Annotated in this window: 17 protein-coding genes and 1 pseudogene; 5 read left to right on the top strand and 13 right to left on the bottom strand. The window is 29.1% G+C overall.

Annotated elements, in window-relative coordinates; translation table 11 throughout:
• Nucleotide 1 precedes the first annotated feature (1 nt).
• From FBE96_RS03920 to murF, 4 genes are read left to right on the top strand one after another with little or no spacing between them, the layout of a single operon-like run.
• On the top strand, nt 2-1,042 hold the full coding sequence (locus FBE96_RS03920; RefSeq protein WP_002852516.1) for a D-alanine--D-alanine ligase: 1,041 nt from the start codon (nt 2-4) through the stop codon (nt 1,040-1,042).
• Between the two features lie 59 nt (nt 1,043-1,101).
• Entirely contained in the window at nt 1,102-1,317 is a 216-nt protein-coding gene (locus FBE96_RS03915; RefSeq protein WP_002875532.1) for a type II toxin-antitoxin system Phd/YefM family antitoxin, read from the top strand.
• Between the two features lies 1 nt (nt 1,318).
• The gene (locus tag FBE96_RS03910; protein ID WP_002852645.1) at nt 1,319-2,038 is read left to right on the top strand and encodes an alpha/beta hydrolase; all 720 of its coding nucleotides are present in this window, start codon (nt 1,319-1,321) and stop codon (nt 2,036-2,038) included.
• Nucleotides 2,039-3,466, top strand: a complete 1,428-nt coding sequence (gene murF / locus FBE96_RS03905; RefSeq protein WP_002906265.1) for a UDP-N-acetylmuramoyl-tripeptide--D-alanyl-D-alanine ligase — start codon at nt 2,039-2,041, stop codon at nt 3,464-3,466.
• A gap of 57 nt (nt 3,467-3,523) precedes the next feature.
• On the opposite strand, the pseudogene FBE96_RS03900 reads toward murF, so the two are convergent.
• From FBE96_RS03900 to FBE96_RS03890, 3 genes and pseudogenes are all read right to left on the bottom strand, one after another.
• A pseudogene (locus tag FBE96_RS03900) lies at nt 3,524-4,799 on the bottom strand (hypothetical protein).
• A 117-nt stretch (nt 4,800-4,916) separates the two neighbouring features.
• Nucleotides 4,917-5,936, bottom strand: coding sequence for a fla regulon two-component system sensor histidine kinase FlgS (gene flgS / locus FBE96_RS03895; RefSeq protein ID WP_002852488.1), 1,020 nt, complete (start codon nt 5,934-5,936; stop codon nt 4,917-4,919).
• A 3-nt stretch (nt 5,937-5,939) separates the two neighbouring features.
• Nucleotides 5,940-6,818, bottom strand: coding sequence for a DUF234 domain-containing protein (locus FBE96_RS03890; RefSeq protein ID WP_002852402.1), 879 nt, complete (start codon nt 6,816-6,818; stop codon nt 5,940-5,942).
• A gap of 35 nt (nt 6,819-6,853) precedes the next feature.
• Between FBE96_RS03890 and FBE96_RS03885 the strand changes: the two genes are divergently transcribed.
• A complete protein-coding gene (locus tag FBE96_RS03885) occupies nt 6,854-8,128 on the top strand; it encodes an aminotransferase class V-fold PLP-dependent enzyme (protein ID WP_002864147.1) in 1,275 nt (424 codons plus the stop codon).
• Here the strand turns inward: FBE96_RS03885 and purU are convergent.
• From purU to napG, 10 genes are all read right to left on the bottom strand, one after another.
• Nucleotides 8,125-8,949 (bottom strand): formyltetrahydrofolate deformylase, encoded by an 825-nt coding sequence (gene purU / locus FBE96_RS03880; RefSeq protein WP_002852510.1) that lies wholly within the window; start codon nt 8,947-8,949, stop codon nt 8,125-8,127. The two genes, FBE96_RS03885 and purU, sit on opposite strands and share 4 nt — an antisense overlap.
• On the bottom strand, nt 8,946-10,064 hold the full coding sequence (locus FBE96_RS03875) for a CCA tRNA nucleotidyltransferase (protein WP_002868507.1): 1,119 nt from the start codon (nt 10,062-10,064) through the stop codon (nt 8,946-8,948). Before FBE96_RS03875 ends, purU begins: the two co-directional genes overlap by 4 nt.
• Nucleotides 10,033-10,524: a hypothetical protein gene (locus FBE96_RS03870; protein WP_002852635.1), complete on the bottom strand. Its 492-nt coding sequence runs from the start codon at nt 10,522-10,524 to the stop codon at nt 10,033-10,035. Before FBE96_RS03870 ends, FBE96_RS03875 begins: the two co-directional genes overlap by 32 nt.
• Nucleotides 10,521-10,769 carry a tetratricopeptide repeat protein gene (locus FBE96_RS03865; RefSeq protein WP_010891888.1) on the bottom strand — a complete coding sequence of 83 codons (249 nt, stop codon included), beginning with the start codon at nt 10,767-10,769 and terminating at the stop codon, nt 10,521-10,523. The genes FBE96_RS03870 and FBE96_RS03865 overlap by 4 nt, the downstream gene beginning before the upstream one ends.
• A gap of 78 nt (nt 10,770-10,847) precedes the next feature.
• The gene (tatA2, locus tag FBE96_RS03860) at nt 10,848-11,021 is read right to left on the bottom strand and encodes a Sec-independent protein translocase subunit TatA2 (RefSeq protein WP_002852615.1); all 174 of its coding nucleotides are present in this window, start codon (nt 11,019-11,021) and stop codon (nt 10,848-10,850) included.
• A gap of 12 nt (nt 11,022-11,033) precedes the next feature.
• Nucleotides 11,034-11,372, bottom strand: coding sequence for a chaperone NapD (locus tag FBE96_RS03855; protein ID WP_002852435.1), 339 nt, complete (start codon nt 11,370-11,372; stop codon nt 11,034-11,036).
• Nucleotides 11,365-12,279: a WD40 repeat domain-containing protein gene (locus FBE96_RS03850; RefSeq protein ID WP_002852557.1), complete on the bottom strand. Its 915-nt coding sequence runs from the start codon at nt 12,277-12,279 to the stop codon at nt 11,365-11,367. The genes FBE96_RS03855 and FBE96_RS03850 overlap by 8 nt, the downstream gene beginning before the upstream one ends.
• A gap of 4 nt (nt 12,280-12,283) precedes the next feature.
• Complete coding sequence (locus FBE96_RS03845) at nt 12,284-12,808, bottom strand: nitrate reductase cytochrome c-type subunit (RefSeq protein WP_010891887.1); 525 nt, start codon at nt 12,806-12,808, stop codon at nt 12,284-12,286.
• Nucleotides 12,805-13,587, bottom strand: coding sequence for a quinol dehydrogenase ferredoxin subunit NapH (gene napH, locus FBE96_RS03840; protein WP_010891886.1), 783 nt, complete (start codon nt 13,585-13,587; stop codon nt 12,805-12,807). The genes FBE96_RS03845 and napH overlap by 4 nt, the downstream gene beginning before the upstream one ends.
• Complete coding sequence (gene napG, locus FBE96_RS03835; protein WP_002852504.1) at nt 13,584-14,324, bottom strand: ferredoxin-type protein NapG; 741 nt, start codon at nt 14,322-14,324, stop codon at nt 13,584-13,586. The genes napH and napG overlap by 4 nt, the downstream gene beginning before the upstream one ends.

Genomic DNA, 14,324 nt, shown 5'->3' with positions numbered 1-14,324 from the left:
AATGAAATTTGCAATACTTTTTGGCGGAAATTCTTATGAACATGAGATTAGTATAGTAAGTGCTGTAGTGCTTAAAAAAGTTATCAATCAAAATTTAGAATTTATTTTTTGTGATGAAGAAAGAAGATTTTATCATATCCCAAGTGAAAAAATGAATTCTAAAACTTTTAGCACCAAAGCTTATAAAAAAGAAAAAGAACTCTTCATCAAACAAGGAGGTTTTTTTAGCAAAGGCTTTTTAAAAGAAAATAAACTAGAGTGCGAATGCGTGATCAATCTTATCCATGGTAGAGATGGAGAAGATGGAAAAATTGCGGCTTTATTTGAGTTTTATTCTATTAAATTTATAGGACCTAGGCTTGAAGCTAGTGTATTATCTTTTAACAAAGAACTTACCAAACTTTATGCCAAAAGCGTTGGAGTAAAAACACTTGATTATACCATACTAAGAAAAAATCAAAACTCTAAAGAAAAGCTTAGTTTTCCTTGCATTATCAAACCTGCAAGACTTGGAAGTAGTATAGGTATTAGTATAGTAAAAGATGAAAAAGATTTAGAATACGCCAAAGATGTAGGTTTTGAATTTGACAATGATCTTGTAGTAGAAGAATTTAAAAACAATATCAAAGAATACAATCTTGCAGGATGTATGATCAATGATGAGTTTGTTTTTTCCATTATAGAAGAGCCAAAGAAAAAAGAATTTTTAGACTTTGAACAAAAATATCTTAGCTTTTCAGGACACAATGAACTTATAGAAGCAGATTTAAGCGAAGAATTAAAAGAAAAACTCAAAGATAGCTTTAAAAAGATCTACAATCCTTTGTTTAAAGGTGCTTTAATACGCTGTGATTTTTTTATACTGGATAATGAAATATATTTAAATGAAATCAACCCAAACCCTGGTTCTTTGGCTAATTATCTTTTTAAAGATTTTAATACCACTTTAAACGCTTTAGCTGATCAAATTTCACTTGAAAAAATGATAAAAATCAATTACAACTTCCTTCACTCCATTAACGGACAAAAAGGAAAATTATAAGCTTTTAAGTCAAAATGCGCTAAATTATACATAAAATTTAGCGTATTTTAGGAAGAAAAATGCTCTCTTTTAAACAAGATGAAATTTACACTGCCACCGAAGTGGTAAGAAATTTTAGCCCCATTATGGAAAAACTCAAAAAAAGCGAAAATGGAAAAATAGTTATTTTAAAAAATAACAAATTTGAAGCTGTAATGCTTAGTATGAAAGAATTTGAACGCTTACAAAATGCCATGCAACTTTTAGAAAATATCTACAAAAATCAAAAGGCTTAAAATGGCTCAAACTCAACTTTCTTATAAAAACAAAACTTATCAAATTTCTTATGAAATTTTAGGTGATCTTTCCTTACCGCAAATACTTATCTTACACGGCTGGGGAGCTGATAAAAAACTTATGAAACAAAGTTTTTGTCCTTTTTTGAAAGATTTTTGTCAAATTTATATGGATTTAGCAGGTTTTGGAAATTCAAGCGTGGAAGAAATTTTAAACACTCAAGATTATGCCAATATCACAGAACTTTTTTTAAAACAAAAAAAACTCAATGTCTGTTTTTTCATGGGGCATTCTTTTGGTGGAAAAGTAAGTACCCTACTCGCAAAAGAAAAAGACACCCTAATCCTACTTTCAAGTGCAGGAATTTTGGCTAAAAAATCCCTAAAAGTGCGTTTTAAAATCCGTATTTTTAAAATTTTAAAACTCTTTGGTTTGGGAAAATTTTATCGCTATTTTGCTAGTAAAGATGGAGCAAATCTTAGTCCTATAATGTATGAAACCTTTAAAAAGGTTGTTGATGAGGATTTTAGTGAAATTTTTGCCAAGCAAAAGGCTAAAAGCTTGATTTTTTGGGGAAAAAGCGATGAAGCTACGCCTTTGTATTGTGGTGAAAAAATGCATCAATTTTTAAAAAATAGTACTTTTTATCCTTTAGAGGGGGATCATTTTTTCTTTTTAAAACACTCTGCTTTCATAGCTCAAAAAATCAAGGAAATTTAAATGCTTATCAATACTCTTTATTTTATCAATTCTTTATTTTTTAATTTTTGTATAGCTTTTTATCTTATGAGTGCTTTACAATGGTATTCTTATAAATTTAAACGCGTGTTTTTTCATTATCATAAACCTTTGTGGCATTTGTATTTTTTATTTATTCCTTATTTTTTATTCTTAGCTTTTCCTTTATACTCTTTGGTATATTTTGCATTGATCCATACTCCGATTTTGTATTTTTGGAATAAAGGCATAGATAAAAAGCTTGTTTTTACAAGTAAGGTTAAATGGTTTTTTGTTTTTGTTTTTGTTTATAATACTATTTTTACCATCCTTGCTTTGCGTTTTTCTTTTCTTTTTAATCTTTTTAGTCTTCCTTTTGCTTTATTGAGTCTTAAAATTTATGAGTTTTTTACAAATTTATATTATAAAAAACAAGCCAAAGCCAAACTAAGAGCCAATGAAAATTTAAAAATCATACTCATTACCGCAAGTTTTGGAAAAACAAGTATTAAAAATTTTTTATACGAACTTTTAAAAGATGACTTTAAAAGCTACAAAACACCACGCTCTGTCAATACCTTACTAGGTATAGTTGCTGATATCAATGCTAATTTAAGTCAAGATACTCAAATTTACATAGCTGAAGCAGGCGCTAGACTTAAAGGCGATATCGATGAAATCACGCATTTTTTACAACCTCAAATCAGCATAGTAGGAGAGATAGGCAATGCACATTTAGAGTATTTTAAAAGTGTTGAAAATATCCGCTCAACCAAACTTGAAGCCTTAAATTCCGAAAGACTAGAAAAGGCTTTTTTACACTCTAGCACCCAAAAAGAAGAAGATAAACTCATCAGCCTTTATGATGATAAATTAAGTCTTATTCATTCAAGTCTTGAAGGTTTAGAATTTAAAGTCGATATAGAAAATAAATCCTATGATTTTAAAAGTCAAATTTTAGGGGATTTTAATGCGCAAAATCTTTGTGTTTGTATACTTTGTGCTCATTATCTTGGCATAAAACTAGAAAAAATTCAAAAGCAAGTTTTAAATATAAATTCCGTAGAACATCGCTTGCAAGTGCTTTCAAGAGAGCCTAAATTTATCATAGATGATGGTTTTAATGGAAATTTTAAAGGTATGAGCACAAGCTATAAACTTTGTAAAAGCTATAAAGGACGCAAAGTTTTAGTAAGTCCTGGTATAGTAGAAGTAAGCGAAGAAGAAAATATAAAACTTGCCAAAATCATCAATGAGTGTTTTGATCTTGCTATCATTAGTGCACAAATCAATGCTGAAATTTTCAAAAAAGAGTTAAAAATAAAAACCATTATACTTAAAGAAAAGAGTCAACTAGTTCAAACTCTAGCTAAAGAAACAAAACACGGAGATTTGATACTCTTTTCAAACGATGCACCTAGCTTTATGTGATTTGCATAAGTATTTGCAAATGTCATCATTTTTAATTTGACTTCGTGCAAATACTTCCTAAACCCTAGTTTGTCCTATAAGATTATTAAGTCTATCCATTATATTATTTACAAAAGAATTTATACTTTCATTACTTGCTTTCCAACCATTAGCTTTTGCTTGATGAAATTCTCTATCAAAAGAGATTCCACTGCCTACGTATACATTTTGCCATTTAACTCCTTTTTCCATTGCATATATACCTGCATCAAGCCAGCCATCTTGTGCATAACCTTTTAATAAACTTGCAAAATCAACTTTTCCTGTCATAATGTCGTCTAAAGAAGCTAAAGAGCCATCAAAGCTTTCTTTAGCCATAGCTTCAGCATAAGACTTAGCTATAGGATTTAATGTTGCACTACCTTCTCTTGGCGATACACCCGTTGATTTTAAAAAACTCATAAACAAAGCTTCTTTAGAATAACTTCCATCTTCATTTTGTGGATAAACTGACATATCAGGATTAAAAGTATCTATTGCAGTATCTTTATCTAAATTTTGAGTTTGCATACTTTGCGGAGTGAAATTTAATGGTTGTAAGCCTATATTAATATGTCCAAACATTCCTAATTGTTCTGCTTCATTATATTGCTCTTGTGTATTATAATAGTTTGTTATTGTTAGCTTGTCATAATTTTTCGGCATAATACCTATAGTTTTATCAGATGATAATTCACTAATTCCCTTAGGCATAGAATTTATATCTGCTTCAGTGAAACTTGTTTTATTGGTATCATTAAAAGCATAATTAACAATTTGATTAAATTGATTATAATATTGTTTTATGGTTTCAGCCATATCTATATTAGTATAATACTCGCTTACGCCTAAAGTATTCTTTTGTACTTGAAACAACAGGATCATTTTCGGCAGCTTTTTTAATCTCATCTAAAGTAGATTTATGTATCTTAAAATCTTCAGGAAGTCCTGCAGCTTTGTTAAAATCACTTCCCATATAACCATCTTTATCTACACTATAACCATAGGCTGTATTGATAGAAGTGCTTATATCTGCTTGTTTATATTTTAGAGTATAAATAGAGTTTTTAAATTCACTTGATATATCATAATTAGGAGAACTTGTCTTACTACTTATACTAAAATTAGTATTATTGCTAGTATTTGTTGTATTAGTAGAATTTAATACTTCACTTCTTGCTAGAGTTTGTGAATTTGCATTTTGAATTTCATTTAATTTACTAGCATTTTGTTTTAAAAAAGAATTAGCAAAACTTATTTTAGAATTTTCTTTACTTTCTTTACTCTCTTTACTTTGCATAGTTTGAGTTATCATTGATACTAAAGATACTCATATTAATTCCTTGATTTAGATTTTTCTGCCTTCAACCTAAATATATTAAAATAATATAAGCAAAATTTGTTCCGTTTTGGGGTGAAAAGAAAATATTTATCACACCAAAGGTAAGGTAAAATAAAAATTCTTAGGATCACTTTGAAAACTTAACTCTCCCTTATGAGCGTTTATGATTTCTTTAGAAAGAGACAAGCCAAGTCCATTGCCTTTAAGTTTTGTTGTTTTAAAAGCTTCAAAAACCAATTTCTCATCTTTTATTTCACAACCATTATCATACACTCTGATGCATATTTTTTCATTATCATAACTTGCTAAAATTTTAATCATAGGCTTTTCACATTCGCTTTCTTCTATCGCATCAATAGCATTATAAATCAAATTTTGCAAAACCAAACCAAGAAGAGCTTTATCAGCACAAATCTGCTTATCCAAAAAAGATATTTCAAAGTCTATTTGAGAAGTGAAATTATAAGAGTTAATGGCACTTTCACACTCTTCTTTTAACTCTAAAAGATTAAAATTTAAAGCATTGATGTGTACACCCTTAGTAAAAAGTAGAGTTGAATTTACGATACGCTCCACTCTAGCAATAGCCTTTTGGATTTCAAGAACTATATGCTTATTTTTAAGCTCACTACGAGCAAAAAGGGTTGAAGCAAGTAAAGATATAGATCCAATAGGATTTCTTATCTCATGTGCCAAATGAGCCGCTACACTACCCATGCTTGCAAGCCTTTCATTGCGTTTTTCATCGCTAATATCTGTAGCTGAAACTATAGTTTTTTCATTATGCGCTATGATTTTTACCGCATAAAACCTACCTTCAAATTCAAGCTCATCACGAATTTTATCAAGACTAATGATACTAAGTAATTTTGGATTTTTCAAGGCTTCTTGATTTTGTAAAATAATATTTTTTTCTTTATCTAAAATCCAAAGCGCACTAGGCAACACCTCTATAATCTCATCAACCATTGCGCGTAAGGAGTTATAGTTTTCATTTAAAGTTTTGTATTCATTTTCTATTACATAAGTTTGTTCTATAAGACTTTCTAAGCCTTTTTGTAGGGTTTCTTTTTCATTTGAGTCTAAACTTTTTAAAATACTTTCATTCATTTATCATTCCTCTAATAAAATCTTAAAATCATTCAAATCAAGTAAAAGCAAATTCTGTTCACATATTTTATCAATTTCCTTGCTAAAACCATTTTTTGAGATTATAATGTAATAATTTGGAGCCAAATTTAAAGACTTTGCTTTTGATTTTAAAAGATTTAAAATATTTTTACAAATTTTTTTATTTTTAAATTTAACTTCTCCGACAAAACACAAATTTTCATCTTGATAATAAAGATCAAGTTCTAAATTCTTATCCCAGTAACTTTGCACTCCATTGATATTGAATTTTTTCTCAAGTAATTCTCTAGAAAGCTGTTCAAAACAAAAACTTTGATAAAGTTCAAATTTTTCCTTAATACATTCTAAAACTTCTTTATAACGATTTTGCAAAATAAGCTTTTCATTGGGCTTTAAAAAATAAAAAAAGAAACGAGTAAAATGGTTGCTAAATATAATCTTATCTTGGACAACATAAGATCTTAGTTCTTTTTTGATTTTTTGTCTTTTATCTTTTATTTTTTTAGCTTCCTTACTATACTCAAGTTTTATTATACCTGTTTCTAAAAGATATTTAAGTGTAGATAAAGCTTTAAAATGCTGAATTTTTCTATTGATAGAAAAACGCTTGCGATTGTTTTTAGCTAGTAAAGTAAGAGCGTAAGAACTTGTTTCATCCAAGGCGAAATAACTTTTAATTTTTAGATAATCATCAAGCAAAATTCGCTCTATATTTGTAAATACATCGTCTTCAAAATTTAAAATGTTTAATTTTTCAAAACCTTCAAACACACTATAAAAATCAAAAAGCTTACTTAAAGACAAATTCTTATGCAAATCTACAAAGTTCTTAAATTTTATATTTTTCCTTTTATAAAGCATTTTTATAGTATAATTTTAGCAAATTTTTATAAGGATTGTATTTGCAAATTTCAGATTTAAAAAAAGAATTGATCTTAAAAAAAGGTATTTTGCATTTTGACTTCACAGCAAGTGCTTTAGCTCTAAAATGTGTAGAAAAAGAAATTTTAAAAATTCTCCCAACCTATGCAAACACACATTCTGATAGCTCTTTGAATTCTTTTAAAACTCAACAAACTTACGAACAAGCAAGAAAAGATATAAAAAAAAGTTTATCATTAGATGAAAATTTTGCCCTTATAGCTTGCGGAACAGGATCAAGCAGTGCTATTAAAAAATTTCAAGAATTGATCGGCATTTACATTCCCCCTCTTGTAAAAGAAAGATATTTTACGCAAATTGATAAAAATACCTTACCTTTAGTTATCGTAGGGCCTTATGAGCATCATTCTAATGAACTTTCATTTCGAGAAGGCTTGTGCGAATGTATTAGAATTCCCTTGGATAAAAATGGAGAAATTGATTTTGATTTTCTAGAAAAAACTTTACAAAAAAACAAAAAAAGAAAAATAATCGCTAGCTTTTCTTTAGCTTCAAATGTTACTGGGATATTAAGTGATTACAAACGCATTTCTGAAATGGTTCGTAAATTTAAAGGGATAGTTGCTTTTGATGCATCTAGTTTCATTCCCTATAAAAACATATCTTGTCAATACTATGATGCGTTGTTTATAAGTTCTCATAAATTAATCGGTGGTATTGGCGGTTCTGGACTTTTAGCCATCAAAAAAGATCTTTGTGGAAACAAACCTAGCTTTGCCGCAGGTGGAACTGTGGGCTATGTTTCTCGCACTTCACAATGCTACCTTTGCAATGAAGAAGCTTTAGAAGAAGGAGGAACACCTGGAATTTTACAACTCATTCGCGCTAGCTTAGCTTTTAAAATCAAAGATTCTATAGGGGTTAAAAATATAGAAAAAAAAGAAGAAATTTTAAAAGATTATTTTTTTGAAAAACTAAAAACTATACCTAATTTAATTTTATACGCAAAGAATTTAAAAACCCGATTGCCTATTTTTGCTTTCAATATCAAAGGAATTTCTCCTTTTGATATCGCTTACGAACTTAGTAAAAAATACCACATAGAAACACGCGCTGGATGTGCTTGTGCTGGGCCTTATGGTCATGATTTGCTAGGCTTAAAAGATAATCAAAAACTTAAAACAAAACCAGGTTGGTTAAGAATAAGCTTGCATTATACGCATGAAAAAGAGGATATTGATTATTTTTTTAATGCTTTAAATAAAACTATAGTAAAATTATCGCATTAAAATATTATAGTTTTATTATTATGTATAAAAATTCTATCTTCAAAAGCCAAATCAAGTGCTTTTGAAAGAACATCTTTTTCTATATTTCTACCTGCTTGTTGCATATCTTGCCAAGTAAATTCATGGTTTACAGGCGAAACAGCTTGAGTGATAATAGGACCTTCATCAAGATTATTATTTACAAAATGTGCCGTAGCTCCAATTATTTTAACCCCTCTTTCAAAGGCTTGTTTATAAGGATTTGCTCCTATAAATGCAGGTAAGAAAGAATGGTGAATATTTATAATCTTGCCTTCAAAATGCCTAACAAAATCAGGAGATAAAATTCTCATATATTTTGCCAAAACCAAATAATCAAATTTATATTGTTCAAGACATTTTAAAATCTGATTTTCTTGCTCTTTACGATCTAAATTTTCAGCGCTGATAAAATGATAAGGAATTTCAAATTTCTCAACTAAATCCTTTAAAGAGTTGTGATTTGAAATCACAGCTTTGATATTTGCTTCAAGTTCGTTACTATAATGCTTTATTAGCAAATCTCCCAAACAATGACTTTCTTTAGTAGCAAAAACAACAATATCTTTTTTTCTCTTCTCGCAAAGCTCTATCAAGGCTTCTTGTCCAAGCATAGCCTCAAGCGTTCCTATAAAAGCTTCTTTATCAAACTCACCTTCTAAAAGAGCACGAAAAAAAAACATTCCTTCACCTACAAATTCATCGTTTTTTACTATATTGATATGATATTTAAAAATAACATCAGAAATTCTATAAATTAAACCTTTTTGATCTTTGGTGCAAATTTTTAATACAGAAATCATTTAGCTAAACCTTTTATATATTCTTTTAATTCATTCTCTCTTGCTTCTTGAAGCTTTAAACCAAGAATTTTACCACAAAATCCAGCATTTATGAAATCTTTTGCTAAAATTTTACTTTCAAACTTATTCTCATAAAGCCCTAATCTTTTAGCTTGCTCAATACGCTTTTTACTCCAAAGTCCAAGCCATTCCTTCAAAGGCATTTCAAAAGCAATTTTTGCTAGTTCAAAATCACTTATATCATCAAGATAAAAAGCTTGATTTGCGTATTTTAGGTATTCTTTTTTAAGTTTAGTTCTTTTAAAAAATATATCTTTTTCTAAATTAAAAAAATTCAAATACAAATACAAGAATAAAGCATCGCTTTTTACAAATTCTCTACTTTGTCTGAGTAAATTTTGAAATTCCGAACTCTTAAAAACACTCTCAAAGCCGAAAACCTGTTTCTCTAAGCCAAGTTCTTGTAAATATCTATAGCCAACATCAAGTCTAGGACTTTTAAAGAATTTACAAAGCTCCGCATTGATCCTATCTTTGCTAAGATCAGTTATATCCATACTTTGCATCAATTTCAAGCTTTCACTAGTTATCTTAAAGTTAAACCTTGAGGCAAATACTACTGCTCTTAATACCCTTAAACTATCCTCTTGAAAGCTTTGTTTATCAATATGCCTTAAAAAGCCTACTCCTAGATCTTTTAATCCTCCATAAAAATCTAAAAACTCATCGTTAAAAAGATTAATCATCATAGAATTTATGGTAAAATCGCGTCTTTTGGCGCCAAGTTTTTCATCATTGCAAATTTGAACTTCAAAACCTTTATGTCCATAGCTTATTTTATTTTCGGTTCTAGCAAGAGCTAAATCATAATTTTTAAACTTATATACAAAAAAACTTTTTCCAAAGCCTTGTGCGCCCAATTTTTGCATAATCTTTTCAAAATCTTTAGGTTTTATATCATAAAGCTCTATATCATAGTCGCAAATTTTTAAACCTAAAAACAAATCCCTAACGCTACCTCCAACCAAATACGCTCGTTTGGTATAAGGCTTTAAAAACTCAGCGATAAACTGTAAATCGGGATTATTTTTTAAGCTTATCTTCGATATTTGCAAGCAAAAACTCTAAAAAATTTATGGTCAAGTTTAACCTATTTTCAAGATCATCTTTTTTTATGCTATTTAAACCTTCAAAAAGAACTAAAATTCTCTCTCTAAGATGTTTTAAAAAAATATCCTCATTAAGCGTTTGAACCTCTGTCATAACACTAGGATTTAAAATTTCATTTTGTAAAAAAGGCTCTTCTTTTTTAAACTCTTTATTTTCCTGAGTAGAAATTTCAATATTATTTTGTATTTTTTGCTCTTCTTCAAATTTTGCCATAGAAATTTTATCTTCTAAGTCTTGCGGAGTATCAAGCTCTTCGCATACAAACTCCATAGGTGGTAATTCATCTTTTATTTCAGTTTTTCTATTTAATTCTTGTTCTTTTAAAATTTCATTTTGTCTTCTTTGCTCTTCCATGATAGAGCTAACTTCGCTAATGGTTTTTTTAGCTAAATCTTCCAAATTCATATTTTTATCAACCACCTTTTAAATTCATTAATTTCTTCATCGCTTTTCATATTAATAAAAAAATCCAACATTTGAGTGTTTAAGTCTTTATGCTTGGATCTAAAACCACTAAGACGACGAACCGCATCGATAGCGTTTTGGTTATTCGGATCTTCTTTTAAGATATTTTTATAAATTTCTAAAGCTTCGTCTTTTAACCCTTGAGCCTCATAGATAGAAGCTTCAGTGACTGTATTTTTCATCACTGTTTCCTAAAATTTTTCTTTAATTCTAGCAAAAAGCTTTTTAATTTATCTTTAAGAAAATAATATGATTTTTAATGCCTATTTTGTTTTAAACAATTTTTCTATATATTCTTTTTTTTCTTTCTCTAAGCTAGAATTTAATTCTTTTTGTTCTTTTTTAACTTGCACTTTTAAATCTTGATTTTTAAAATACACATAATCAATTCCAAAAATAACACCAATTATAATAAGCAATGGGATTAAAAATACCATATACTTTACACTTTAAGAAAATTGATTAAACACACTACCATAGTAGCGAACATTCTCAGCATTTTCATTTTTTTCTATCGTTTCTATTGCGCCACTATTGATTGCTTTTTGGATATCATCATTTAAATCTTGATAAGAAAAAACCATATTAATACTGATAATATTTGGCAATTTCTCAAGCATTTTATAAGAGTTTAACTCATCTTCTAAATTTTCACTTTCAATCACAACTATAATCTTTTCATTTTCACAAAGTTCTACAGAACAAAAAGGAATTTCAGATATAGCCTTTTTTAAATCATTTATATATTCTTCTTTTGCTAAAATCAAAACACTAGAAAGATTATTCATCAATACTCCTAAACATTATACTATCACCAAAGCCTGAAACGATAAAATCTTTATTGTTTAAAAAAATAATAAACTCACTCATCAAATTTTCATTATTAAAAGTTTTAACAGGCTTAAAATCACTTGTGCTAAAAACTTCACTAACTCCAGCTTCATTATCGCTATAAACAGCGAATTCTCCACTAGGACTTAAAGCACAAGTATATATCAAAAAATCTTTTTGTAAAAAATTTTGTTCTTCATTTTTTACAACTCCTATACGCCTATCCGTTCCACAACTTAAAATAACATTATTTTTAAAATCTACTTGATAGATATTATCTTTATGCATTTTATCATAGTTTTTCAACATCTTCCAATTTTTCAAATCAAAAAGTTCTACTTCGCCACTCTCAAAACCTGCAATTAGTCTACTCTTATCTTCATTTAAAACTGCATCATTAAGACTAGAATGGGAAAAATTAAATTTTTTTATATTTTTTAAACTTTTATCAATCAATTCTATTTCAGAACCAATAGAAATCAAAAGATAAGTATTTTCATTGATAAAAAATGCTTTTATTATGCTATTTTCTTCGAGCTTTTTGATTTGTAAATTTTCCTTATAAAAACTTAAATTTTTAGCACCAAAATCACCCTCGCTAAGTATTAAAAGTGTATGTTTAAAAATATCAATGTTGTAAATTTTAGCAAAATCATCACCATAATAATTTTTAATCTTTGGCAAAGATAAAAGTTCTTTTAAACTTTTATCTTTAATGTTATATTGCAAAATTTCACCTTTATCAGTGCCTATATATAAGTTTTGCTTATCAAGCTTTAAAGCTGTTATATTGGCATTTAATTTCAGCTCATAAGCATAAGACAAAACACAAAAAAGACTCAAAATAAAAAGAAATTTTTTCATTTATTTACTTTACACCCTCATTAATCACATCAATTAAATTTGAACGACTTTTTAATTGTTCATTTTTAAATTCAGGTTTAAAGCTATTTCCCACTAAAGGTTTTGCATCACTTTGTGGAACATGGCACTGAGTGCAATTAAAACGACTATCGCTAATCATATCTCCTGTGGTTTTATTGTGTCTAAAATCATAATAATGACTAGCAGGAAGTGGAGTTGCACCAGCATCTGCTGCTATAGCCTTATCATGGCAGCTTAAGCACATATTGTTATCTTTAGTTATAGGTAACAAATCTTCAATAGCATGCGGAATTAATGGTGGTGCATTTTCATAAGAACGCTCAAAACGAGTAGATTCCCCAGGCTGTAAAGTTGTGAAATTTGCCTCCACTAAATTTACTTTATTTTCATTTTCTAAACTTGCTTTTCTAAGTCCAATTTGTTCTGAACTTACCCCACTATTCATTGCACAAGCGGCAAAAAATACCACTGCAGCACTTCCTAATAAAACCAATTTCTTCTTCATCATTTATTCCTTAAATCAAAAATATTAAAATTCAAAGCATCATCATTACAAACTTCTATACATCTTGCACACCTTATACACTCTCCTGATTTCACGCTAGTACTTTCTTTTCCAACCATCCACAAAACCTGTTTTTCAGGACAAATACGGATACATTCATAACATTTAGTGCATTTATCACTATCATGCTTTATTTTAAGCAAAGCAAAACGAGAAATAAAAGCATAAAAAGCTCCTAGTGGACAAAAATGTGAACAAATTGCCCTAGGACTTAAAAAAGTATCGATACAAAAAAGTATAAAGGCTACAAAAATCCAAGAACTTGTAGCAAAAATAATCCCTCTATGTATCATTCCTATATAAGAAAAACTTTCAAACACAGGCAATGAAAATACAAAAGAAAGGACTAAAACCAAGACCAATACAAAATAGCGTAAATTTTTAGGCAAAATTAAAAATTTATTATTAAGGGTTAATTTATTTCGCACAAAAGCAGCAAAATCTGTGATTAAATTAACAGGACAAACCCAAGAGCAAAAAACCCTTCCTAAAAGCAAACCATAGATAAAAAATATAATCAAAGCTCCTATTAAAGCCATTAAATCTATACTCCAGCTTGCTAGAATGATTTGCAAAACTGCAAAAGGATCACTTAAAGGTATGGTATTAAAAAGTCTAGAAGAACTTAAATTTCCCTGCAAGATAAAATCTGTAGCTTTAAAACTAAAAAGCGCTAAAATTCCAAGCTGAACGATGCGTCTAGCAATTAAATACTTCATCACAGTTCTCCATCATTTAAATAATTGGTTGCTTTTTTAACATTAAAATGTTTTGAAGTATCTGCATTTTTTATACGACCTTCATCTTTTTCATCCCAGCCTTTTACATAATGAGATCCTGCTTTTCCCAATACATACTCCCTTGGCAAAACACGAATGGCCGGTTTTTCAGTAATACAAGCCAGTTCACAAAGCCCACAACCTACACACACTTCATGATCCACACTAGGTAGTAAAAAAGCATGTTTGGCGGTGCGTTCATTGCGTTTAAGCTCAAGTTTTAAAGCCCTATCTATCAAAGGACAAGCTCTATAACAAGCATCACATTGAATTCCCCAGTGTGCCACACAAGAAGCACTATCAACAATAGCAATACCCATTTTCAAAGATTCTATACCCTGCTCTAAATGCTTTTTATCTAAAGCATCAGTTGGACATTCTCTAATGCAAGGAATATCCTTGCAAAGATAACAAGGAATTTCTCTTGCCTTAAAAAAAGGCGTACCATTTTTTGGACTATCTAACAAGCTAGCAAGCTTTAAAGTATCATAAGGACAGGCTTTTACACAAAGCCCACAACGAATACATTTACTTAAAAATCTAGCTTCATTTTCAGCCCCAGGAGGACGCAAGGCATAATTATCATCAGCTTTTAAAGCCAAATTAGCCAAAAATCCACCTCCTGTACATAAACATGCAGCCTTAAAGGCACTAACGAAAAATTCTCTTCTACCTTTCAT

Origin of the sequence: Campylobacter sp. CFSAN093241 (assembly GCF_012889595.1) — a bacterium.
GTDB classification, from domain to species: Bacteria; Campylobacterota; Campylobacteria; order Campylobacterales; family Campylobacteraceae; genus Campylobacter_D; species Campylobacter_D jejuni.
The sequence above is the reverse complement of the archived record's forward strand: the minus strand, read 5'-3'. Positions and strand labels throughout refer to the sequence as shown.

Coding starts and splice junctions, on each gene's coding strand:
- FBE96_RS03920 (WP_002852516.1), top strand. CDS start 2: ATGAAATTTGCAATACTTTTTGGCGGAAATTCTTATGAACATGAGATT.
- FBE96_RS03915 (WP_002875532.1), top strand. CDS start 1,102: ATGCTCTCTTTTAAACAAGATGAAATTTACACTGCCACCGAAGTGGTA.
- FBE96_RS03910 (WP_002852645.1), top strand. CDS start 1,319: ATGGCTCAAACTCAACTTTCTTATAAAAACAAAACTTATCAAATTTCT.
- murF (WP_002906265.1), top strand. CDS start 2,039: ATGCTTATCAATACTCTTTATTTTATCAATTCTTTATTTTTTAATTTT.
- flgS (WP_002852488.1), bottom strand. CDS start 5,936: ATGAATGAAAGTATTTTAAAAAGTTTAGACTCAAATGAAAAAGAAACC.
- FBE96_RS03890 (WP_002852402.1), bottom strand. CDS start 6,818: ATGCTTTATAAAAGGAAAAATATAAAATTTAAGAACTTTGTAGATTTG.
- purU (WP_002852510.1), bottom strand. CDS start 8,949: ATGATTTCTGTATTAAAAATTTGCACCAAAGATCAAAAAGGTTTAATT.
- FBE96_RS03870 (WP_002852635.1), bottom strand. CDS start 10,524: ATGAATTTGGAAGATTTAGCTAAAAAAACCATTAGCGAAGTTAGCTCT.
- tatA2 (WP_002852615.1), bottom strand. CDS start 11,021: ATGGTATTTTTAATCCCATTGCTTATTATAATTGGTGTTATTTTTGGA.
- FBE96_RS03855 (WP_002852435.1), bottom strand. CDS start 11,372: ATGAATAATCTTTCTAGTGTTTTGATTTTAGCAAAAGAAGAATATATA.
- FBE96_RS03850 (WP_002852557.1), bottom strand. CDS start 12,279: ATGAAAAAATTTCTTTTTATTTTGAGTCTTTTTTGTGTTTTGTCTTAT.
- FBE96_RS03845 (WP_010891887.1), bottom strand. CDS start 12,808: ATGATGAAGAAGAAATTGGTTTTATTAGGAAGTGCTGCAGTGGTATTT.
- napG (WP_002852504.1), bottom strand. CDS start 14,324: ATGAAAGGTAGAAGAGAATTTTTCGTTAGTGCCTTTAAGGCTGCATGT.